The sequence below is a fragment of the Castellaniella sp. GW247-6E4 genome (assembly GCF_040276065.1).
Classification (GTDB): domain Bacteria; phylum Pseudomonadota; class Gammaproteobacteria; order Burkholderiales; family Burkholderiaceae_B; genus Castellaniella.
Genome location: NZ_JBELOI010000005.1, coordinates 201774 through 221237, shown reverse-complemented (window position 1 = coordinate 221237; position 19464 = coordinate 201774). Strand labels below are relative to the sequence as shown.

Genomic DNA, 19464 nt, shown 5'->3' with positions numbered 1-19464 from the left:
ACCTTGGAAGGTCCCTGTGGACCTTTGTGTGCCGGTCGAATCCGAGCGGCATGCAAGCCGCGAGGTGGGGGAGATGCCCCACCTTGGAAGGTCCCTGTGGACCTTTGTGTGCCGGTCGAATCCGAGCGGCATGCAAGCCGCGAGGTGGGGGAGATGCCCCACCTTGAAAGGTCCCTGTGGACCTTTGTGTGCCGGTCGAATCCGAGCGGCATGCAAGCCGCGAGGTGGGGGAGATGCCCCGCCTTGGAAGGTCCCTGTGGACCGCCCTCACCCTACATAAGACGGTTCCTCGAGCCCGCACACCCCCGGGCGCAGCGCGAACACGGCGCCGTCCAAGGCGTGCGGCGCGGCGCCGGCTGGCCGGCTCGTGGTCACGAACAAGGTGTCCAGCCCCGGTCCGCCGAACGCGCACATGGCGGGCTTGGGGACCGGTACCCGCAGGCTGCGGTCCAGGCGCCCATCGGGCGTATAGCGATACACCAGGCCGGCGTCATTGCCGCAGATCCAATAGCCGCCATCGGCGTCGACCGCCGCCCCGTCGGGCCGCCCGCCCGGCAGGGACTCGATGAACAGGCGCCTGCCGCGTGGCATGCCCGCCTCGATGTCGTAGTCATACGCCCAGACCCTCTGCCGGGTCGGATGAGAATCCGACAGATACAAGGTGCGCCCGTCCGGGCTGAACGCCATGCCGTTGGGGACGACCAGATCGCCGACGATGCGCGTCAGCCGCAAGTCCGCTCCACGCCCGGTCATGCGGTACAAAGCCCCGATGGCGGCGGCCTGCGACATGTCGGTGAACATCGAGCCGACCCAGAACCGCCCTTGGCGGTCGCAGCGCCCATCGTTGAAGCGCATGGCGGCGCGCGCATGCTCCACGTCGGCAAGCCGCTCGGCCCCCAGCGCCTGGCCGGCGCCTGGCGTCAGGCGGTAGACCCCGTCCTCCATCGCGCCCACCCAGGCGCCATCGGGCAAGGGCGCAATGCAGGCCAATGACTGGCCGGCGCGCCAACTCGTGTGCTGCTGGTCCGAGGGACGCCAGCGGTGCAGCGCGCCGGCCGGAATGTCGACCCAATACAGGGCCTGCTCGCCGGCAAGCCACACCGGGCTCTCGCCAATCTCGTTGCGCACGTGCAGCACCAGCTCGGCATCGCCTGCCGAACGCGTCGGACGGCGCACCGCGGGTTGGTGCTCGAAGGGGCCGGCGGCGGTGAAGGCGCCGCCCTGGTAGACGACATCCGGATCGTCGACGGCCGGCGCGGGTTGGGCCTCGATCTCGGCACGAAAGGGCTCGGAGCTGTCGCGCGCCGCATAGCCGAGGATCGCCGCGCCGTGGTTGTCCCACCAGACATCCCGATTGTCCGACATACCGTAGACCACCGTGTGGCCAACGCCTGGAGTGAATAAGCCACGGCGCACCAGTTCGGCCAGATCACGGTAGCTCAACCAAGTGTGCAGCATGCGCCGATTGCGCGGTTGCGGGAAGGACGAGCCGATCCGGACGCTGACGGTCTCGATGCCGTAGCGGTCATGATAAAAGCTGGCCAGATCCTCGCCAAAGGACTTCGACAAGCCGTAATAGCCATCGGGCCGGCGAAGCGAGGCGTTATCGAGGTGCTCGCCCTGCTTGTGAAAGCCGATGACATGGTTGGAGCTGGCGAAAACCACTCGATGGGCGCCATGACGGCGAACCGCCTCATAGAGATGGTAGGTGCCCCGGAAGTTCGCCTCGATGATTTCCTCGAAGGGCCGTTCGACTGAAATCCCGCCCAGATGGACCACGGCGTCCACACCCTCGAGCAAGGCATCGACGGCATCCTTGTCCGTCAGATCACACGGCACGACCTCCTCGTGTGGCCCCTGCGCCGGCGTCATCGGCGCCACATCGGACAGCCGCAGGATCCGTGCGCAGGGTCTCAGGGATTCGCGCAGAACCTTGCCCAAGCCACCGGCCGCGCCGGTCAGCAGGAGTCGCTCGAAGGGAGGGTGGGAAGCAGAGGGATGCGTCATGGAAAAATGAAAAGGTAAGTTATCGTATGACTGGCCGGTGATTATTCCCGCCTGGTGCGTCCTTTGTCAATGGAGGCTTATTTTTACTACAGATCAAAGGCAGATCACCGGATGCCTCGCCTTCGAAACGGTACTATTTTAGTTGTCATACAACAAGCGGGACAAGAAAATTTGCCGCCCGCTTGATGGCGCGCAAGCCGACGACCGGGAAGCCCGGATGTTTCCGTTCTATACTGCCCGCATGACATCGTCGGCCCAATCCCCCGCGTGGCACCCCGCCTCATGGACGTGGGCCTGGATGCTGTGCCTCGCCCTGATGTTGCGAGCCCTGGTGCCGGAAGGCTATATGCCCGACCCCGGCGCCCGGGCGCAGAGCATGCTGACGCTGTCGATCTGCACCGCCCACGATCCTTCAGGTCCGGGCAGCGCGCCCATTCCGGCACGCGGCCCCGCTGGCCACGACTGCGCATTATGCCTGCTGGCGCACCACGCGTCGGGTTCGCCCTTGACCACTTTCACCGCTCTGGGGCCATTGGCGGCTGTGGCGCAGGCCCTGCCGAGGATCGCTGAAACCTTCATTGCACATGTCTTTCGCGAACGCGGCGCCCCCCTGGGGCCGCGCGCCCCGCCGCCCCATCCATGAGTTCGATGCGCCGCGCGTTCCCCCCTGAAACGCGCGGCCCGCGTCACGCATCTCTTGAGTGCGCGGCTTGCGCTCACCCTCCCATTGCAAAGGACATTCCATGAAGCTCATAAAGCCGACGATCGGCATCGCGGCGCTGGCCCTCGGCCTCGCCCTCGCGGCGCCGGCCGGTGCCCACATCACTTTCGAAACCTCCAGCGCCGTCATCGGGAGCAGCTACAAGGCCGTGCTGCGCGTGCCCCATGGCTGCCAAGGTTCCGATACGACGCGCATCCGCATCCGCATGCCGGACGGCGCCGTGGCCGTAAAACCGCAACCCAAACCAGGCTGGACGCTCGATCTGGTGCAGGGCGACTATGCAAAACCTGAAACACTGCACGACGCCACGATCACCTCGGGCGTGCGCGAGATCGCCTGGAGCGGCGACCTGCCCGACGCCTACTATGACGAGTTCGTATTCCGCGTCTCGCTATCCTCCTCGCTGAAACCCGGCGACACGTTGTACTTCCCGGTCGTCCAGGAATGCAAGCAAGGCACCGACCGCTGGATCGACACCTCGGGCAAGGACGGCGTCGACGGCCCGGCGCCCGGAGTCAAGCTCCTGGCACCCGGCAAGGCATCCGCGCACGGACACAGCCATTGAAGACCCTAGGCGCCCTGCTGCTGCTATGCCTGGCGGCCTGGTCGCAGGCCGTCTTCGGGCACGCCGTCCTGGTCGCCGCAGAGCCGGCGGCCGGTACCGTCTTGGACCACGCGCCGGCGACAATGTGGCTCGAGTTCAGCGAGCCGGTCGGCATCAGCGCGCTCTCCCTGCTCGGCCCGGACGGCAAGCCCCTCACCCTGGGCCCCGCGCAAAGCGAGGGCAGCCGCGTGCGCATTACCCTGCCGCCCGCCGCCGCGCCGGGCACCTACCTGCTGACCTGGCGCGCCTCCTCCGCAGATGGCCACCCTGTCGGCGGTACACTGGATTTCGCCGTCGGCGCGCCGACCGCGGCCGCGGCCTCCCCTCTCGGCACGGCGCAGGCCTGGCGCGATGTCGCGATCTGGGCGGGCCGCCTGCTGGCTTTCGTGTGCCTGCTCGCGGCTTGCGGAGCAGCCGTGTTTCGCGCCACCGCACCGCCAACCCGCGAGGACTGGGCACGGCGGGCGATCAGGATCGGCCTGGCCGCCCTGTTCATCGACCTGGCCTTGCAAGGCCTGGATCTGCTCGACGCCCCCTGGAGTGCCCTGACCGAGGCCGATACCTGGCGCGCCGCCCTGGCCACCCCCTATGCCGGCACGCTAGGCTTTGCCGCGCTGGCCTTGGCCGCGGCCTATCGCGCACAGGACACCGACCGGACACTGATCCTGCGGCTGTCGGCAGCGGGCAGCCTGATCCTGCTGGGCCTCGCGGTCGCCAACAGCGGCCACGCCGGTACCGCCCCGCCCCAGTGGCTGTCCCGGCCCGCCATTGCCCTGCATGTAATGGCAGCCGCCGCCTGGCTGGGCGCGCTGGTGCCGCTGGCGCGAAGGCTGCACCGGCATCTCGCAGCCGCCGGCGTACAGGGCCCGGCTGATCGCCCGAATACCGCGGCGGCGAGCGCTGGCCCGGTGACGCTGGCCAGACTGCCAGCCCTCTCACGGTTTTCACGGTGGATCTCGTCGGCGGTGGCGATCCTCGCCCTCAGCGGGCTGACGCTCGCGCTCCTGCAACTCGACCAGCCGGCGGACCTATGGCAAACGTCCTACGGCCAGGTGCTGTCGGCCAAGCTTGCCCTGGTCTTCGTCCTGCTGGCCCTGGCGGCGGACAACCGCTGGCGCCTGACCGCGCCCGCCCTGGCCGGCGACATCCGCGCCGCGCGCCGGCTCGCGCACGCGATCCGGGCCGAAATCGTCCTGGCGATCCTGATCCTGGGCATTGTGTCGCTGTGGCGCTTCACCCCGCCACCGCGCAGCCTGGACGCCGTGGCGCCAGCGTCCGCGCACATGACGTCCGGCGCCGACAGCCCACTGGCCCTCACCAACGACCAAGTATTCGCCTGGATCCGTCGAGCCGCCGATGGAACCGAATGGACCATCGAACTGGCGACGCTCCAGGGCCGGCCGTTGGCCGCGCAAGCCCTGACCATCACGCTGGACAACCCCAACGCCGGTCTCGAACCGCTGCGCCGCGAGGCACGGCGCCTGCCCGATGGCGCCTGGCGGGTGCAATTACCGGCGCTGCCCGATATGGGGCTCTGGCAGTTGAACCTCGACATCCTGGTGGACGATTTCAACCGCGTCACGCTGCGCGCGGCCCTGGCGCTTTGACACGGCGCGCGCCGGGTTTACTTGGGCAGGGCCTTGGGCATGCCGTCCGCCCCGACATGCGCAAGGAACTCCTGCGCCTTGGCATTCTTGTCCGCCTGGGCACGGATCAGCTTGATCGCCTCGGGCACCCATTTCGGCCGATCGGCCTTAGGCTGAACAAAGTAATCGGACGCATCGACCCGATCGCCCTTTTCGATGACATTGGCGCGCTTGAACAGAGGCAGGTGCCAGCTACTCGTCAAGAAGACGTCGCGGCCTGGCCGCCCCGGACACTGCTCGTGATACGCGATCAGTCCATAGCCGATCGGCTTGTCCGGGTCGGCCTGGTGAACCACGACACCTTGCTCGGACACCTCATCCCAGTTTCGCACGTAGCGCGCCATGACGGTATCGTAGACGCAGGCATCGGGGTCGTCGCCAAAGCCCATGGAGTGCTCCTTGAACTGCGCAAAATAGACCCGCTCGTGCAGATCGGCCTTCACATCGGTGCCCGCATCCATGACGGTCTTGGGGGTGATCAGTGTCGCCACCGCCTTGCCCGCGCGAATGGCCACGCAGCCGGAGAGCGTCACCACGGACAAGGCGGCCAAGGTCATCAGGGTTTTTTTCATCGTGTCTCCTCGAGTGTGTTAGGTGCGGCAGCCCGGGCGCACCGCGGGAAAAAGCAAAACAACTCTGGTAACAGGTGGCAGTTTTACTTTACACATCAATGATAGAGGCCACACAATCTCAGCAACCTGAACGCAAGCCAACGGAGCTCGCCATGCCCACGGACGACATGCCTGCCCACACTCTCCTTCACATCCTTGAAGCCCCCCATTGGGCCATGTGGAAACGCCGCCCGCAGCGGCGGGGCCCCATCATCGCAATCATATTGGCCCTGAGCCTCGCGGGGCCGGTCTGGGCCGCCAATAGCGGCGGCAGCACGAACACGGACTGCGGTTTTTCCGGTGACAGCTACATCGGAACCTGCAGCACAGACTCCAGCCCAGCGACCGGCGGGGATGTCCAGATCGATACCCCGCCGCCGTCGGCTGGCGACCCTGACACACCCGTTCTCGAAATCATAGGCGGAATGAACAATGCCGATGGCAACGCGGTCGGCAACCGCCTCACGGTCACCGGTACGCAGACCTATGACGGCATGCGCTTCGGCGGCGGGTCCGCCACCTGCAGCGGCAACGCCACAGGCAACACTGTCTCCATCGGCGGCCAGGCCATCCTCGTGAATGGCGCCAACGTGATTGGCGGCGACAGTTGCTCCGGCAGCGCCGAGGGCAACACCGTGCTCATCCGGGACCAGGCCCTTGTCGACGGCGGAATCATCATGGGCGGCACTGGAGGCGGCGCGGCCAACGGCAATACGGTCACCCTGCGCGACCAGGCCACGGCCAGGAACGGCACCCTCATCATGGGCGGCTATGCGCTGAACAGCGCGACCGGCAACGCGGTCATCATCCGCGACCAGGCCACGATCGCGGGCGGCAGCCTGATATATGGCGGCTACACGACCCTTGGCAACGCAGCGGACAATAGCGTCATCATCCGCGACGGGGCCGCAATCACCGACGGCAGCTTCATCTACGGCGGCGCGAGCGATTTGGGAGAAGCGCGCGGCAACACGGTGGATATCCAGGGCCAGGCCATCATCACCGACGCGAATGCCATCACGGGCGGCAGCAGCGGTGTCAACGCGCTGGGCAATACCGTCATCATCCGCGACCAGGCGCGGATCGAACGCGGAACGATCATCGGCGGCGAGAGCAATACCATCGGCAATGCCACGGGCAACACCATCATCATTCGTGACCAGGCGCAAGTGGTGGACAGCGTGGTCTTCGGCGGGTTGGCCACGGACGGCGTCGCCGCCGACAACCGGATCGTCCTGCAAGGCTCGCCGATCCTGAGCGGAACCTTCCTCATGGGCGGTGACGGCACAAACCCCGGCGGCGGCAATACCCTCGAAATCCGCGGCACCGGGCTCAGGGCGGCCGGCGTGGCGGGCTTCGACCACTATCAGTACGTCCTGCCGCCAGGCACCGCGCCGGGCGCCCCGGTGCTGACACTGACCGACACGGCCTGCATGTGCGATGCAACGGTGGCGGTGGATGTCGCGCAAGGCGCGGGGCCTTTTCGGCCCGGCACGCAAATCACGCTGATGCACGCGGACGACCTGGCGACCAATCGATACTCCTCAAGCCCGACAACCATCACCGGGCGACAGGGTCTGGCCCTCACCTACCAGTGGGGCCTGACGGCCACCGGCACGGACCTGTTCGCCACCGTTGCCGAGGTCAGCGTCAACGAAGAAAGCAAGGCTCCGCTCGAGGGTCGCATCGCCCCCTTGGCCCTCATCAACCAGGGCGGCGACCTCATTGCCGGCGCTGCGATGGGCCGGGCCCAGGCCGCCGCCCAGACCGGTCAATGGGCGGGCTTCGGCGCCCTGAGCGGCGGCAGCTCCCGCTATGAATCGGGCTCGCACGTGGATGTCGACGGCCTATCCTTCGTCCTCGGCACCGCCCGTCGTTTCGACACCGGATACGGCAACCTGGCCGCCGGCGCCTTCATCGAACTGGGCACCGGCAACTACAACAGCACCAACCGCTTCGACAGCGGCACCGCGCGCGGCAGCGGCAAGAGCCGATACTACGGCGTGGGCCTGATGGCGCGTCACGATTTCGCCGACCCAGCCGCCATCGATATGCGCGGCCCGCTCGGACCGTACGCCGAGGGCTCCCTGCGGGCGGGACGCGCCGGCACCGACTGGCGCAGCACCGACCTCACCCGGACGCTGGGGGCGGATGCCTCGTACGACAGCACCGCGCCCTACTACGGCGCGCACCTGGGCCTGGGCTATGTGGCCGGCCTGGGCACGCGCACCAGTGCCGATCTGTACGCCAAATATTTCTGGAACCACCAGGACGGCGACCAGGTCTCGATCGCTGGCGGCGACTTTCGTTTCGGCGACGCCGATTCGCATCGCATGCGGGTCGGGACACGGGTGGGCTACGCATTCAGCGAACAGACCCGCGCCTATGCGGGCGCAGCCTGGGAGCACGAATTCGACGGCAGCGCCCGCGCCACGGTCTACGGATTCGATGTTGCCGCCCCGAGCCTGAAGGGCGACACCGGGATATTCGAACTGGGGCTGGAGATCGCGCCCCAGGAGGCTCGTGCACTCACTGTCAGCCTGGGCGTGCAGGCCTACACTGGCAAACGGGAGGGCCTGGGCGGCAGCGCGCTGCTGAAGTACGCGTTCTGAAGCCCGCACCCTGATCGCCAGCGTGCCTAAACAGGCCCCTTACAGATATTCGACGTTGCCGTCCACGCTGATCGCCTGGCCGGTCATGTTCGCCGCCGCCGGCGTGGACAGGAATAGCGCCATCGCGGCCACATCCTGCGCCGTGACCATCCGGCGCAGCGAGACCTTTTCCAGGTACTGCGCGCGCATGGCGTCCTCACCGATGCCCAGCGCCTGGGCCCGGTCGGCAATGACACGATCCATGCGCCCACCCGCCACCAAGCCGGGCAAAATAGCATTGACTCGCACCCCTTGCGGCCCCAGCTCCGCGGCCAGGGATTTCATGAGTCCGATGATCGCCCATTTGGTCGCCGCATACGGCGCGCGAAACGGATAGCCCAGCCGTCCCGCGACCGAGGACATGGCCACGACGTGCGGACTCTGTGCGGACTGCCGCAGGAACGGCACGGCCTTGCGCAGGCAGTAAAACTGGCTGTTGAGGTTGACCGCAACGGTCTGCTCCCAATCGGCGGGCGCGAGTTCGTCGATGCCTCCCGTGGGGCCGGCGATGCCGGCATTGTTCACCAGCACGTCGAGGCCCTCGAGCCCGGCGACTGCCTCATCCATCATGCGATCGACGTCCTCCCGGACACCGACGTCCGCGACCGTGCCGCCCATGCCCGGACGCTCGCGCAGCACGCGCCGCACGGCCTCGCCATCCATGTCGCAAACGTGGACCCGCGCGCCCGCCTCGAGAAAACCTTGGGCAATGACACCGCCGATGCCGGCCGCACCCGCTGTCACCAGGACCCTCAAACCGGCCGGGACCCGCAGCCTTTCGGCAATATTCATCTCGCGCTCCGCTCTTTTCAGGATGATTCCGAATCTCGGCGCCCGCCCGGCGTCAGACCGTCAGACCGCCGCTGGCCTCGATGACCGCGCCATTGATGTAGCTCGCCTCGTCGCTGGCCAGAAAAGCATAGATGTTCGCGACCTCCTCGGGCCTGCCCAAGCGCCTGAGCGGTACCTGCTCGCTCATGCGGGCCAGCACCGCGTCGGGCACGGTCGAGAGCATCGGCGTCTGGATGAAACCAGGGGCGACCGCATTGACCCGAATGCCTTTCGGGCCCAACTCGCGGCACCAGGTCTTGGTCAGGCCAATCACGCCGAACTTGGCCGCGGCATAGTTCGTCTGCCCAAAGTTTCCGTAGATCCCCACCACCGAACTGCCATTGAGAATGACGCCATGGCCCTGCGCGATCATGGCGGGGACGACCGCCTGGGCCACGTTGAACACGCCCTTGAGATTGACCTCGATCACTGAATCGAACTGCTCGCCCGTCATTTTCTCGAAGCGGGCATCGCGGGTAATGCCCGCGTTGTTCACCAGGATGTCGATCCGCTCGAAACGCTCGATGACTCCGGCCACCATGCCGTCCACGGCCTGCCGGTCGGCAACGTCCAGTGCAAAACCGACGGCCTGGGCCCCGACCTCGCGGCAGGCCTCGATGCTGCGGTCCACCACATCCTCGCGCAGGTCGCACAGCGCCACGGTCGCGCCCTCGCGGGCGAATTTCAGCGCTGTTGCGGCTCCGATACCCTGGCCCGCGCCAGTGACGATCACCACCTTCCCATTCAAACGCATGCCTTCCTCATCCCAAAGAGATCGATCAACCCACGGGCGCGCCGGCAACAGCGATGGCGCCCGAACCTTGTCAGGCATGAGCTTAACCAAATCCGTCGCCGCCTGCGGCAAGATCGCCGCCTGCGGCAAGACTGCGTACCGGGCGCCCGCGCGTGGCCTCAGTGCGCGATCCGCGTGCCGAGCACCACCAGGAACTGCGCCAGCCAGGCGGGATGCGCTGGCCAGGCCGGGGCGCTCACCAGATTGCCGTCGGTATGGGCCTGATCGATGCCGATGTCGGCATAGATGCCGCCGGCCAGGCGGACCTCTGGCGCGCACGCCGGATAGGCCGAGCAGGTACGTCCCTTGAGGATGCCGGCCGCCGCCAAGAGCTGCGCCCCATGGCAGACTGAGGCGATGGGTTTGTCGGCCCGGTCGAAGGCCCGGACGATGTCCAGCACCTTTTCGTTCAGGCGCAGGTACTCGGGCGCCCGCCCGCCGGCGATCACCAGCCCATCGTAGGCCTGTGGATCGGCCCGGTCGAAATCGAAGTTCAAGGTGAAATTGTGGCCGCGTTTCTCGCTATAGGTCTGCGCACCCTCGAAATCATGGATCGCGGTGGCGATCGTATCGCCGGATTTCTTGCCCGGGCACACGGCATGCACGGTGTGCCCGACCGCCTGCAAGGTCTGGAACGGCACCATGGTTTCATAATCCTCGGCGTAATCGCCGACCAGCATCAGCAGTTTCTTGGCCATCATGGTCTCCTGAGAATAGTTGGGGCCAGGGGTTGCGGCCCCTCTCGCAGCGCGTAATGATTTTCCGCGGTGCGCGTCACCGCCGGGGCCTCATGTCGCCCTGTCTGGTCGAGCACGCGCCGGGCATCCCGCATCGACTGGCCTCTGAGTTCGGAATAACGCATGCAGGTCACCCGCAGGAAGGAGGTGAAGTTCGGCACCTCGTTCCTGTACGCGTAGACCTCGTCGTACAACTTGGCGATCAACTGGTTGGTCGTCATCCCCTCGTCATGAGCAAGCTGCGACAGCGTGTCCCAGAACAGGTTCTCGAGCTTGATGCTGGTGACGACCTTGGCGATGCGCACCGATCGGCTCCGGAATTCATACTGGATCGGGTCCGTGTTGGAATAGAGATGACACATGGTGCCTCCTATCTGAAACCACCCTTGGGCGCCCGCCCCGCCACACGAAGGCCGGCCGCCGCATCAGTCCCTCAAAGCTCCTTGCGCGACATGCGGTCCGCGATCGTCTCCGCCTGCCGGATCGCCAGCGACACGATCGTCAGGGTCGGATTCTCGGCCGCGCTCGACGTGAACTGGCTGCCGTCCGAGATGAACAGGTTTGGTACCTCGTGCGCGCGGCCATGCCCATCGCATACGCCGTCATCGGCCTTGAGGCTCATGCGGCACGACCCCAGGTTATGGGTCGAGGGATAGGGCGGCGTATGAAAGGTGCGCCTTGCCCCCGCCGCCTCGTAGAGCGCCGAACTGCGCGCGAATGCGTGCTGGCGCATGGCTTCATCGTTCGCATGGTCGTCATAGTGCACGTTGGCCACCGGCAGACCGAATCGATCCTTGACCTCTGTGTTCAAAGTGACACGGTTCGTTTCCTGGGGCAGGTCCTCGCCGACGATCCACAAGCCCGCCGTCCTGACATAGTCGTCCATATAGGCGGCGAAGTCGGCGCCCCAGGCGCCCGGATCCAGGAACGCCGCGTAGAACGCCAGGCCGAGACTGATGGTCTCGAGTTCGTAGCCCCCGGCAAAACCGCGTGCGGGATCATGGCCCGCCTCATCCTGCACAATGCCGGCCATCGTCGTCCCTCTATACATATGCACCGGCTTGTCGAAGACAGCATACACCGATCCGGTCGTATGACGCATATAGTTCCGCCCGACCTGCCCGGACCCGTTGGCCAGCCCGCCTTTGAACATCGAGGACTCCGAAAGCAGCAGCAGGCGCGGCGTCTCGATCGAATTGCCGGCCACGCAGACAGCGCGCGCCGCCTGGCGCTGTTCCTTGCCGTCCTGGTCGAAATAGACGACGGCGCTGGCCCTGCCCCGCTGATCGTGCTCGATGCGGGAGGCCTGGCAGCGGGCCCGCAAATCGAGCCGGCCAGTCACCTCGGCTTTGGGGATTTCGGTATACAGGGTCGACCACTTGGCCGCCGACTTGCAGCCCTGGAAACAGAAGCCCTGCTGGATACAGGGCCCGCGCCCATCGCGCGTCACACTATTGATGGCCATGCGCCCGGTGCTGACTTCTTTGTAGCCGAGCTTGGTGGCGCCGTCGTACATGATCTTGAAGTTGTTGTTCCCGGGCAGACCCGGAATGCCGTTGGTGCGCGTGACGCCCATTTTCGCTTCGGCGCGCGCGTAATAGGGCTCCATCTCGCCCAGGCTGATGGGCCAATCCAGCAGCTTGCAGCCAGGCACCTCGCCATACGTCGTCCTGGCCTTGAATTCATGCTCTTGAAAGCGCAGCGAGGCGCCCGCCCAATGGGTCGTCGTCCCGCCCACCGTCTTGCAAATCCAGGCGGGCAGCCCGGGGAAATCCCGAGCGACGCGCCACGAACCGGACGTCGTGCGCGGATCGAGCCAGGCGAGCTGGCCGAATGATTTCCACTCGTCCTGAATGAAGCTCTCGGGGCTTTCGCGCCCACCCGCCTCCAGCACCACTACCTTGACACCCTTTTGGCACAATTCGTTCGCCAGCGTGCCGCCGCCGGCCCCTGAACCGATGATGACGACCACACTGTCGTCCTGATAGTCATACTTGGCCATGATTGCCTCCTGCCGATGCTGCGTTCGAAAGGCGCCATCCCGTCGATGGGCGTTCTGCGATTCCGCGCCGCCTTCAGGCATCGAACGGTGGCGGGCTTGCCGAGACAGGCGGATCGGGCAGCCAGTTGAGGTCGTTGAACCCGCGCTTGATATAGCCACCCTTGGACCAGGTCTCGCCCTCATAGCCGAAGTGCTTATAGGCCATCTGGTTGTCATAGATCGACGTGATGCACTGCCCCCGAACCTTTTGAAAGAACGGATCGGCACGCATGGCCTCTAGGATCTCGACCTGCCGCCCGGGGGCGGCGGCCGCCCAGTGACCGTCGGCGGCGCGATTCAGCGCCTCGAGGCCCGAGCGCACCAGATCGCGAACCGGCGCCGCGCGGCAGGCCTCGTCGATGTCCTTGACCAGCAGGGCGTACACCGCATCCGGCAGATCCTCATGCGGATACAGGCGCTTGGCCATCAACAAGAGGTCGCGGGCCTGGCCCTTGTCCAGGACCTGGGCCTCGAGCGCCCAAGTCCTGGAGGGTGCCAGCGCCGCCAGCAGCGTCCCCGCCGACAGGGTGCCGGCCAACACGACGGTACCCTTGAGGAATTCGCGGCGCGAACCGCGCCGGATGCGCGGGACGGCGGATCCCGCCGTCCCATCAATGGTTTCTCTCATGGTTGTCTCCTGGAATATTTGCCGCGCGGCGTCGTGGCCGCGCCCGCTACACCCATTATGCGAGCGCCGGGCACGCGGGGGTAACAGCGGGGTGCTACATTCGCAGGAGCAGGATGAACGGCTTGCCGCGCATGGGCGGCAGGCCGAGCGGGCCAGGGGGCGCTGCCGCGCCTTGGCCCGCGGCGGCTGCGCTCAGATCAGAGCCGCCGCAGCGCCGCCTCGACCGCCATCCCGAGGTCCGTCGTGCTCGCCTGGCCGCCGAGATCCGGCGTGACGGTCTTTCCTTCCCCCAGCACCCTTTCGATGGCGGCAACAACGGCATCGTGCGCCGCTCGGTACTTTGCATCGCCATTGCCGAGGAAGTCGAGCATCATCGCGCCGGACCAGATCATGGCGATCGGGTTTGCGATGTTCTGGCCGTAGATGTCCGGGGCCGAACCGTGCACAGGCTCGAACAAGGACGGAAAACGGCGCTCGGGGTTGAGGTTCGCCGACGGGGCGAGGCCGATCGTTCCGGTGCAGGCCGGCCCCAGGTCCGACAGGATGTCGCCGAACAGATTGGAGGCGACCACCACATCGAAACGCTGGGGGTTGAGCACAAAATGCGCCGACAGGATGTCGATATGATATTTATCCCAGTGCACGTCGGGATAGGCCTGCGCCATTTCCTCGACCCGCGTATCCCAATAGGGCATGCTGATGGCAATGCCGTTGGACTTGGTCGCGGAGGTCAGGTGTTTCTTGGGACGGCTTTTGGCCAGTTCGAAGGCATACTTCAATATCCGGTCCACGCCCTTGCGGGAAAATACCGCTTCTTGAAGCACCATTTCTCGTTCGGTGCCTTCGAATACCATACCCCCGACGGATGAATATTCGCCTTCGGAATTCTCGCGCACGACATAGAAATCGATGTCCCCTGGAACACGCCCGGCCAAGGGGCACGGGACGCCCTTCATGAGTCGCACCGGGCGCAGATTCACATATTCGTCGAAACCACGGCGAAACTGGATCAAAGAGCCCCATAAAGAAATGTGATCCGGGACGACTTCGGGCCAGCCGACCGCTCCAAAATAAATGGCATCGAAGCTCCGCAGTTGCTCGAACCAGTCCGACGGCATCATCTGGCCATGCTCGGTATAGTAGTCGGCGTTAGCCCAGTCGAATGTTTCAAAATCGAACTGAATATCGAATTTTGCCGCCGCGGCCTTCAATACACGAAGCCCTTCCGGCATGACTTCCTTACCGATCCCATCCCCAGAAATCACTGCGATCTTATGCATCTTGCCCTTCTTGTGCTGTTGTCCGAAACGTCCATGCGATGATACTATCCAGCGCTGGCGACATAATTGGCGGTTCCGTTAAATCACAAGACACATAACATGAATAATCAGCCGTTACTCGGCGACCTGCGCCTGTTTTGCCTTGTTGTGCGCAACCGCAGCTTCGTCGCCACGGCGACCGAGCTGGGCGTTTCGCCGGCATACGTCAGCAAGAGAATTGCCACACTAGAGAGCTCGCTCAAAACCAAGCTGCTGCACAGAACCACGAGGCGGGTCGCGATCACCGACGACGGCACGATTATCTACGAATGGTCGCAGCGTATTCTCGAAGACGTCGATCAGATGACCGAAATGGTCTTGAAGACCCGAACGACGCCGCGGGGCCTCCTGAGAGTCTGCACCAGCTCGGGTTTTGGGCGCAACAGGGTGGGGCCAGCCCTGTCGCAATTGGCCAAGCAGTACCCGTCGATGGAAATTCAGCTCGAACTGCTGGACAGGCCGGTCGACCTGATAGGCGAGGGTTTCGACCTGGATATCCGTGTCGGGACAGTCATGGAATCCAATCTGATCGCCAAGCGCATCGCGACCAACTACCGGATTCTGACCGCGTCCCCATGTTACGTCGCGCGCCTTGGCCAGCCGACCTCCTTCGCCGACCTCGCCAATCACCAGTGCATCGTCATTCGCGAGCGCGACCAATCATCCAGCGTCTGGCGCCTCACCGGTCCGGAGGGCCCGGTCAGCATGAAGGTGTCCGGTCCTCTATCGACCAATAACGGGGAGCTGGCGCACCACTGGGCCATCGACGGGCACGGGATACTCCTGCGGTCCATCTGGGACGTGAAGGCCAGCCTGGATTCCGGGAAGCTCACCAGGGTGCTGCCCAATCACTCACAAGAGGCCAACGTCTGGGCGGTTTACTCCTCACGCCTGAGCAGTTCCGCCAAAGTGAGGGTCTGCGTGCAATTCCTCGAAGAGTGGCTGAACGCTCATTCGGGCGATATCCGCTGACACCACGCATCAGGCCCCTTGCGCCGCGTCGCGCAACGCATCGCGCACCCGGGCGGCGCCTTCGGCGAGGCCGACCTTCGGATTGAATCCGAGATCGCGCCGCGCCGCGCCGATGGACAGCGGGCCCAGGCCGAAGGTGTTCCAGCCCATCCCCTCGGGATCGACCCGCACCGACACATTCGGCACCGCGAGGCGGACTTGGGCGACGATGTCATCGAGGCTTTGGGCAACGCCCGGCCCGATGTTATAGGCACGCTGCGCCAGGCGAGGCGCATCGAGCGCCGCGCAGATACCGTCGATCACATCGTCCACGTAAATATGCTGGCGGGTGCGGCCCGGCTCGTCCCGTATCACTGTCACGCGTTTCGCCATCGCATCCTGCACCAGGGTACGAATGACACAGGACGTCGTCCTGCCCGGGCCATAGCAGGAGGTCACCCTGAGCGCCACCGCGTCCACGCCGTGCTCGGCGAAGTACGCGTTGATCAATGCCTCCCCCGCGGCCTTGGTCGCCCCGTAAACCGTCGTCGGGTAGAGCGGCGTATCTTCATCCACCACGGCGATGTCGGGGCGGTCCCCATAGGCATTGACGGAAGAAAACCACACCACGCGCCCGATGCCGTGAATGCGGGCGGCCTCGAGCAAATCCACCAGAGAGGACAAATTGATGTCGCAAACGCGCGCGGGCGCGTCACGCATCACCATGGGACCCGAAATGCCGCCGGCATGCACGACTTTCGTGATGCGGTGGTGCACGATGAGCTCGTGCCACCGGTGCGCCTCTGGAAGCTCGTGAGTGATGACCGGATACGGCAGGCCGGCGGGCGCGAACCGGTCGGCACCGATCACGCGGCGCCCTTCGTCCACGAAGCGCCTGGCGACCTCGGCCCCGATGAGCCCCGTTATTCCGGTGACGAGAATCGCCCCCTCATGCTGTGCCGCCATACTCACCCAACCATTCCATCCAACGATTGATCGTTACCGTTCCCAATCCACTGCCCGCGGGCGACCCGGACACGCCCAGCGGCCCGCCGACAGCGAGTCAAACTACTGCACCGCCTGGATCTTGTTGTAAAGATCGGCAAGCAGGCCGCCCTCGAAGGTATTGGGCACGTCTTTCACCTTCTCGCGGAACAGTGCCTTGTCCGGATGGATGACCGTCATGCCGCCGGCTTTGAGTTCGGCCAGCAGATCTGTTTCGCTCTTGACCACCAGTTCGTCTTGATAGATGCCCGCGTCACGCACCGCCGTCTTGACCAGCTCCAGTTGCTCGGGTGACAGCCGGCTATGAAGGTCGTCGCTCATGCCCACAATCACATTCGAGACCAGATGATCGGTCAGCGTCAGATACTTGTTCACGAGCTGGACCCCGGCCCCTTTCATCGTTGCAAGAGGATTTTCCTGGGCATCGACGACGTGCGTCTGCAAGGCGGTGAACAGGTCCTTGAAATCGACCGGGGTGGGGGTTGCGCCCATCGCTCGCCAGTAAGCCTCAAAGATGGGGACTGGAACGACACGCAGCTTCATCCCCTCCAAGTCGGCCGGCGTTTCCACCGGCTTATTGGACGTCAGCTGGCGCGTCCCGTAATACCAGGAAGAGCTGACGATGTGAATGCCGGTCTTTTTGAGCAAAGCGGCGGCCAGCTCGTCGCCGACCGGCCCCTCGAGCGCCCTGCGCATGTGGGCGGGATCGCGGAAGGCATACAGCATACCCAGCACATTGGCCTCCGGCAGGACATTGCCATATGTCGAGCCGGTGATGGCCGCCATATCCAGGGTGCCGATCTGCATGCCCTCGATCATCTGCTGCTCGTTGCCGAGCTGGCCCGCGGGGTAATCCTGCACCTTGATTTTCCCGCCGGAACGTTCTTCGACCAATTGCGCAAAGCGCTTGACCCCCAGGTCCAGGGGCGTCCCCACCGCAATATTCTGCCCGATCCGGATACTCAAGGCCTGTTGCGCGGAGGCACTGCCGGCGGCCATGAACGTCCCGGCCAGGGCCACGGCGATGACTGTTTTGAGACGACGTCGAATGAATGAATTCATGAATAGCATGGCACCTCTCCTTTCAGTGGTTCTAATTCGCGTAAACGAGATTGGGCAGCCACGTGATGGTCTGCGGAAATAAGATGATCAAAATCATGGTGACGACCAGAGGAATCAGGAACGGCCACACCGCCACGATGACCTTCTCGAGGCTGATGCCCGATACCTGGCTGCCGACGTACAGACACAGCCCCACCGGCGGGGTGACCAGCCCGATACCCAAGGTATAGACCATCATCACGCCGATATAGACCGGATCCAGCCCTGTGGCGATCAGCGCCACGCCCAGCACGGGCGTCAGCAAAATGATCGCGGCCGCCACCTCCATGAAACAACCCACGATGAGCAGCAGCACGGCCGTGGCCAGCATGATCATCGTTGGATCATGCAGAGACCCCAACAGGAAATCCGACAATCCACCAGCGACCTGCGAGCGCGAGATCACGTAGCCCAGAGGGGCCGCGAAACCGATGATCAACATAATGGCGCCGGACAGCGTCGTCGTGCTGATCAGGGCCTCTACCACGTTGCGCCAAGTCAGCTCGCGATAAATCAGCCCTGCCACGATGAGCGTGTAGACGGTCGCCAGAATGGCGGCTTCCGTGGGCGTGGCGACGCCGGAGAACATGGAGCCCAGCAGGACCACCGGTGTCATCAGCGACCAGAAGCCCTCGCGGAGCGCCCGCCAGAAGGACACATCCGGAGCCGCCTTCACCTTGACCTTGCGGCGCCAAAACAGGAAGGCGAACATCAACATCAGCATCAGCCCGGTCAACACACCCGGGATCACGCCCCCCAGAAAGAGCAAGCCGATGGGCACGTTGGCGATGCTGCCAAAAATGACCATGTTGATGCTGGGCGGGATGATGGGCCCGATCGTCGCCGTAGTGGTGATGACGCCGATGCTGAGGTCGTCCGGATAATCGCTGTCGCGCATCGCCTTCATGCCGATCTTGCCGACACTGGCCAAATCGGCGACCGCCGAGCCGGACATGCCCGCGAAAATCATGCCCGCCACGACGTTGGTATGGCCCAGACCACCCGGCACGCGGCCGACGCAGGCCAAGGCAAAAGCAAATATGCGGCGGGTGACGCCGCCACAGTTCATCAACTCGCCGGCAAGAATGAAAAACGGGATGGCAATCAGGGGGATATTGCCCAATTGCCCGATGAACTGCTGGGGCAGCACCAGCAAGTTCGCGTTGACGGCCAGGAAATAACCCAGGGCGGACAATGCGATGGAAAACGCAATCGGCACGCCCAGCAACATGGCGCCAAGCAGCACGATGGTGGAAATAATCATTCCATGCCTCCCGTCAGTTTATTCGCACCGGCGGGCACCAGAAAGGTCTCGATGAATACAAAGCGATAGCGGAATATTTGGAGCTGGATCAAGCGTGCGCCCAGCAGGACGGACATGACGGGCGCCGCCGCGTACGCCGACGCCCACGTGAGGGGCAGCGTGGCAAAAGAAAACGACGTCCGCGACATCAGGCCCCAGCCGTACCAGCCAAGAATGGCCAGCAACATCAGGATCAGCAACAGCACCACGTAGTCGAAGGCGGCACGGAGCTTGGGCGGCAGATTGTCGGCGACCACACCCAAACGAACCAAACCCAGGCGCTTGGCAGCGCCAATAGCCCCCAAGGCGGAACACCATATGAACAGGAATTGCGAAAGTTCCTCGGGCCAGCTCAGCGGAGCCCCGAACAAGGTGCGAAGAAACACCTGGGCCACCATGACGAGGCCGATAATGGTCAGCAAGGCGAGCCCGATGAGCTCTTCGCCGTTATCGATGGCGACGCGTGCCCAAGACCCGCTTGGCGTGACGCGATCCACATGATTTGCCGACGGCAT

General features: G+C 64.8%; 18 protein-coding genes and 1 pseudogene. 5 read left to right on the top strand and 14 right to left on the bottom strand.

Annotated elements, in window-relative coordinates; all coding sequences use genetic code 11:
- Nucleotides 1-267 precede the first annotated feature (267 nt).
- Nucleotides 268-1176: an SMP-30/gluconolactonase/LRE family protein gene (locus ABS761_RS08520; RefSeq protein WP_350407782.1), complete on the bottom strand. Its 909-nt coding sequence runs from the start codon at nucleotides 1174-1176 to the stop codon at nucleotides 268-270.
- 12 nt (nucleotides 1177-1188) lie between these two features.
- A pseudogene (locus ABS761_RS08515) lies at nucleotides 1189-2007 on the bottom strand (NAD-dependent epimerase/dehydratase family protein); the annotation flags it as partial.
- Nucleotides 2008-2224: 217 nt separating this feature from the next.
- On the opposite strand from ABS761_RS08515, the gene ABS761_RS08510 reads away from it, so the two are divergent.
- The 3 genes from ABS761_RS08510 (at nucleotide 2225) to ABS761_RS08500 (ending at nucleotide 4939) form a co-directional block, all read left to right on the top strand.
- On the top strand, nucleotides 2225-2650 hold the full coding sequence (locus tag ABS761_RS08510; RefSeq protein ID WP_350407755.1) for a DUF2946 family protein: 426 nt from the start codon (nucleotides 2225-2227) through the stop codon (nucleotides 2648-2650).
- A gap of 100 nt (nucleotides 2651-2750) precedes the next feature.
- A complete protein-coding gene (locus tag ABS761_RS08505) occupies nucleotides 2751-3293 on the top strand; it encodes a YcnI family copper-binding membrane protein (RefSeq protein WP_350407754.1) in 543 nt (180 codons plus the stop codon).
- Nucleotides 3290-4939, top strand: coding sequence for a copper resistance CopC/CopD family protein (locus tag ABS761_RS08500; RefSeq protein ID WP_350407752.1), 1650 nt, complete (start codon nucleotides 3290-3292; stop codon nucleotides 4937-4939). The genes ABS761_RS08505 and ABS761_RS08500 overlap by 4 nt, the downstream gene beginning before the upstream one ends.
- Before the next feature lie 17 nt (nucleotides 4940-4956).
- On the opposite strand, the gene ABS761_RS08495 is transcribed toward ABS761_RS08500, so the two are convergent.
- On the bottom strand, nucleotides 4957-5550 hold the full coding sequence (locus ABS761_RS08495) for a hypothetical protein (RefSeq protein ID WP_350407750.1): 594 nt from the start codon (nucleotides 5548-5550) through the stop codon (nucleotides 4957-4959).
- Nucleotides 5551-5702: 152 nt separating this feature from the next.
- Between ABS761_RS08495 and ABS761_RS08490 the strand changes: the two genes are divergently transcribed.
- Nucleotides 5703-8201, top strand: coding sequence for an autotransporter domain-containing protein (locus tag ABS761_RS08490; protein WP_350407749.1), 2499 nt, complete (start codon nucleotides 5703-5705; stop codon nucleotides 8199-8201).
- Nucleotides 8202-8240: 39 nt separating this feature from the next.
- On the opposite strand, the gene ABS761_RS08485 is transcribed toward ABS761_RS08490, so the two are convergent.
- The 7 genes from ABS761_RS08485 to ABS761_RS08455 all read right to left on the bottom strand — a co-directional run bounded on the left by ABS761_RS08485 (nucleotide 8241) and on the right by ABS761_RS08455 (nucleotide 14550).
- Complete coding sequence (locus tag ABS761_RS08485) at nucleotides 8241-9032, bottom strand: SDR family oxidoreductase (protein ID WP_350407748.1); 792 nt, start codon at nucleotides 9030-9032, stop codon at nucleotides 8241-8243.
- 52 nt (nucleotides 9033-9084) lie between these two features.
- On the bottom strand, nucleotides 9085-9825 hold the full coding sequence (gene fabG / locus ABS761_RS08480; RefSeq protein WP_350407747.1) for a 3-oxoacyl-ACP reductase FabG: 741 nt from the start codon (nucleotides 9823-9825) through the stop codon (nucleotides 9085-9087).
- Between the two features lie 158 nt (nucleotides 9826-9983).
- On the bottom strand, nucleotides 9984-10562 hold the full coding sequence (locus ABS761_RS08475; protein WP_350407780.1) for a DJ-1/PfpI family protein: 579 nt from the start codon (nucleotides 10560-10562) through the stop codon (nucleotides 9984-9986).
- Nucleotides 10562-10963 (bottom strand): ribbon-helix-helix domain-containing protein, encoded by a 402-nt coding sequence (locus tag ABS761_RS08470; protein ID WP_350407745.1) that lies wholly within the window; start codon nucleotides 10961-10963, stop codon nucleotides 10562-10564. The genes ABS761_RS08475 and ABS761_RS08470 overlap by 1 nt, the downstream gene beginning before the upstream one ends.
- 71 nt (nucleotides 10964-11034) lie before the next feature.
- Complete coding sequence (locus tag ABS761_RS08465; RefSeq protein ID WP_350407743.1) at nucleotides 11035-12603, bottom strand: GMC family oxidoreductase; 1569 nt, start codon at nucleotides 12601-12603, stop codon at nucleotides 11035-11037.
- Between the two features lie 73 nt (nucleotides 12604-12676).
- Nucleotides 12677-13270 carry a tat (twin-arginine translocation) pathway signal sequence gene (locus ABS761_RS08460; RefSeq protein ID WP_350407742.1) on the bottom strand — a complete coding sequence of 198 codons (594 nt, stop codon included), beginning with the start codon at nucleotides 13268-13270 and terminating at the stop codon, nucleotides 12677-12679.
- 197 nt (nucleotides 13271-13467) lie between these two features.
- Nucleotides 13468-14550: a tartrate dehydrogenase gene (locus ABS761_RS08455; protein ID WP_350407741.1), complete on the bottom strand. Its 1083-nt coding sequence runs from the start codon at nucleotides 14548-14550 to the stop codon at nucleotides 13468-13470.
- A gap of 99 nt (nucleotides 14551-14649) precedes the next feature.
- On the opposite strand from ABS761_RS08455, the gene ABS761_RS08450 reads away from it, so the two are divergent.
- The gene (locus ABS761_RS08450; protein ID WP_350407739.1) at nucleotides 14650-15561 is read left to right on the top strand and encodes a LysR family transcriptional regulator; all 912 of its coding nucleotides are present in this window, start codon (nucleotides 14650-14652) and stop codon (nucleotides 15559-15561) included.
- A 9-nt stretch (nucleotides 15562-15570) separates the two neighbouring features.
- Here ABS761_RS08450 and ABS761_RS08445 read toward each other — a convergent pair whose 3' ends face one another.
- The 4 genes from ABS761_RS08445 to ABS761_RS08430 all read right to left on the bottom strand — a co-directional run bounded on the left by ABS761_RS08445 (nucleotide 15571) and on the right by ABS761_RS08430 (nucleotide 19464).
- Complete coding sequence (locus tag ABS761_RS08445; RefSeq protein ID WP_350407779.1) at nucleotides 15571-16506, bottom strand: NAD-dependent epimerase/dehydratase family protein; 936 nt, start codon at nucleotides 16504-16506, stop codon at nucleotides 15571-15573.
- Nucleotides 16507-16608: 102 nt separating this feature from the next.
- On the bottom strand, nucleotides 16609-17616 hold the full coding sequence (locus ABS761_RS08440) for a TRAP transporter substrate-binding protein (protein WP_350407737.1): 1008 nt from the start codon (nucleotides 17614-17616) through the stop codon (nucleotides 16609-16611).
- Between the two features lie 22 nt (nucleotides 17617-17638).
- The gene (locus ABS761_RS08435; protein WP_350407735.1) at nucleotides 17639-18910 is read right to left on the bottom strand and encodes a TRAP transporter large permease; all 1272 of its coding nucleotides are present in this window, start codon (nucleotides 18908-18910) and stop codon (nucleotides 17639-17641) included.
- Nucleotides 18907-19464, bottom strand: coding sequence for a TRAP transporter small permease (locus tag ABS761_RS08430; RefSeq protein WP_350407734.1), 558 nt, complete (start codon nucleotides 19462-19464; stop codon nucleotides 18907-18909). Before ABS761_RS08430 ends, ABS761_RS08435 begins: the two co-directional genes overlap by 4 nt.

Excerpts from the sequence above, each read along its gene's own strand:
- ABS761_RS08465 (WP_350407743.1), bottom strand. The coding sequence starts at position 12,603 with ATGGCCAAGTATGACTATCAGGACGACAGTGTGGTCGTCATCATCGGT.
- fabG (WP_350407747.1), bottom strand. The coding sequence starts at position 9,825 with ATGCGTTTGAATGGGAAGGTGGTGATCGTCACTGGCGCGGGCCAGGGT.
- ABS761_RS08450 (WP_350407739.1), top strand. The coding sequence starts at position 14,650 with ATGAATAATCAGCCGTTACTCGGCGACCTGCGCCTGTTTTGCCTTGTT.
- ABS761_RS08460 (WP_350407742.1), bottom strand. The coding sequence starts at position 13,270 with ATGAGAGAAACCATTGATGGGACGGCGGGATCCGCCGTCCCGCGCATC.
- ABS761_RS08430 (WP_350407734.1), bottom strand. The coding sequence starts at position 19,464 with ATGCCGTCGGCAAATCATGTGGATCGCGTCACGCCAAGCGGGTCTTGG.
- ABS761_RS08485 (WP_350407748.1), bottom strand. The coding sequence starts at position 9,032 with ATGAATATTGCCGAAAGGCTGCGGGTCCCGGCCGGTTTGAGGGTCCTG.
- ABS761_RS08495 (WP_350407750.1), bottom strand. The coding sequence starts at position 5,550 with ATGAAAAAAACCCTGATGACCTTGGCCGCCTTGTCCGTGGTGACGCTC.
- ABS761_RS08445 (WP_350407779.1), bottom strand. The coding sequence starts at position 16,506 with ATGGCGGCACAGCATGAGGGGGCGATTCTCGTCACCGGAATAACGGGG.
- ABS761_RS08510 (WP_350407755.1), top strand. The coding sequence starts at position 2,225 with ATGTTTCCGTTCTATACTGCCCGCATGACATCGTCGGCCCAATCCCCC.
- ABS761_RS08455 (WP_350407741.1), bottom strand. The coding sequence starts at position 14,550 with ATGCATAAGATCGCAGTGATTTCTGGGGATGGGATCGGTAAGGAAGTC.
- ABS761_RS08440 (WP_350407737.1), bottom strand. The coding sequence starts at position 17,616 with ATGCTATTCATGAATTCATTCATTCGACGTCGTCTCAAAACAGTCATC.
- ABS761_RS08490 (WP_350407749.1), top strand. The coding sequence starts at position 5,703 with ATGCCCACGGACGACATGCCTGCCCACACTCTCCTTCACATCCTTGAA.
- ABS761_RS08435 (WP_350407735.1), bottom strand. The coding sequence starts at position 18,910 with ATGATTATTTCCACCATCGTGCTGCTTGGCGCCATGTTGCTGGGCGTG.
- ABS761_RS08505 (WP_350407754.1), top strand. The coding sequence starts at position 2,751 with ATGAAGCTCATAAAGCCGACGATCGGCATCGCGGCGCTGGCCCTCGGC.
- ABS761_RS08470 (WP_350407745.1), bottom strand. The coding sequence starts at position 10,963 with ATGTGTCATCTCTATTCCAACACGGACCCGATCCAGTATGAATTCCGG.
- ABS761_RS08475 (WP_350407780.1), bottom strand. The coding sequence starts at position 10,562 with ATGGCCAAGAAACTGCTGATGCTGGTCGGCGATTACGCCGAGGATTAT.